Annotated in this window: 1 protein-coding gene; it reads right to left on the bottom strand. The window is 41.8% G+C overall.

Annotated elements, in window-relative coordinates; all coding sequences use genetic code 11:
- Positions 1 to 261, bottom strand: a 261-nt coding sequence (locus FC45_RS07560; protein ID WP_269082398.1) for a Rib/alpha-like domain-containing protein, incomplete at both ends; no start/stop codon positions are given.

Here is a 261-nt window from a genome sequence, read left to right as displayed (position 1 = left end):
CCATCTGCTGGATCTGGTACTGTACCTGGCTTAGTATGTACGTCTTGACCTTCTGGAGTGTACTTATCTGCGTCTGGAGTAGTATCGGTTACAGTTACTGTTACTGGAACTTCAACTTTCTTTCCATCTGGGTAAGTTACTACTACCGTAGTTGATTTTTCACCAGGAGTTGTTGTATCAGGAACTTCTTTCCATGTGTACTTAGTACCATCTGGTAAGTCATCCTTATTCTTAATACCATCTGCTGGATCTGGTACTGTA

The sequence above is a fragment of the Lactobacillus jensenii DSM 20557 genome (assembly GCF_001436455.1).
GTDB classification, from domain to species: Bacteria; Bacillota; Bacilli; order Lactobacillales; family Lactobacillaceae; genus Lactobacillus; species Lactobacillus jensenii.
The sequence above is the reverse complement of the archived record's forward strand: the minus strand, read 5'-3'. Positions and strand labels throughout refer to the sequence as shown.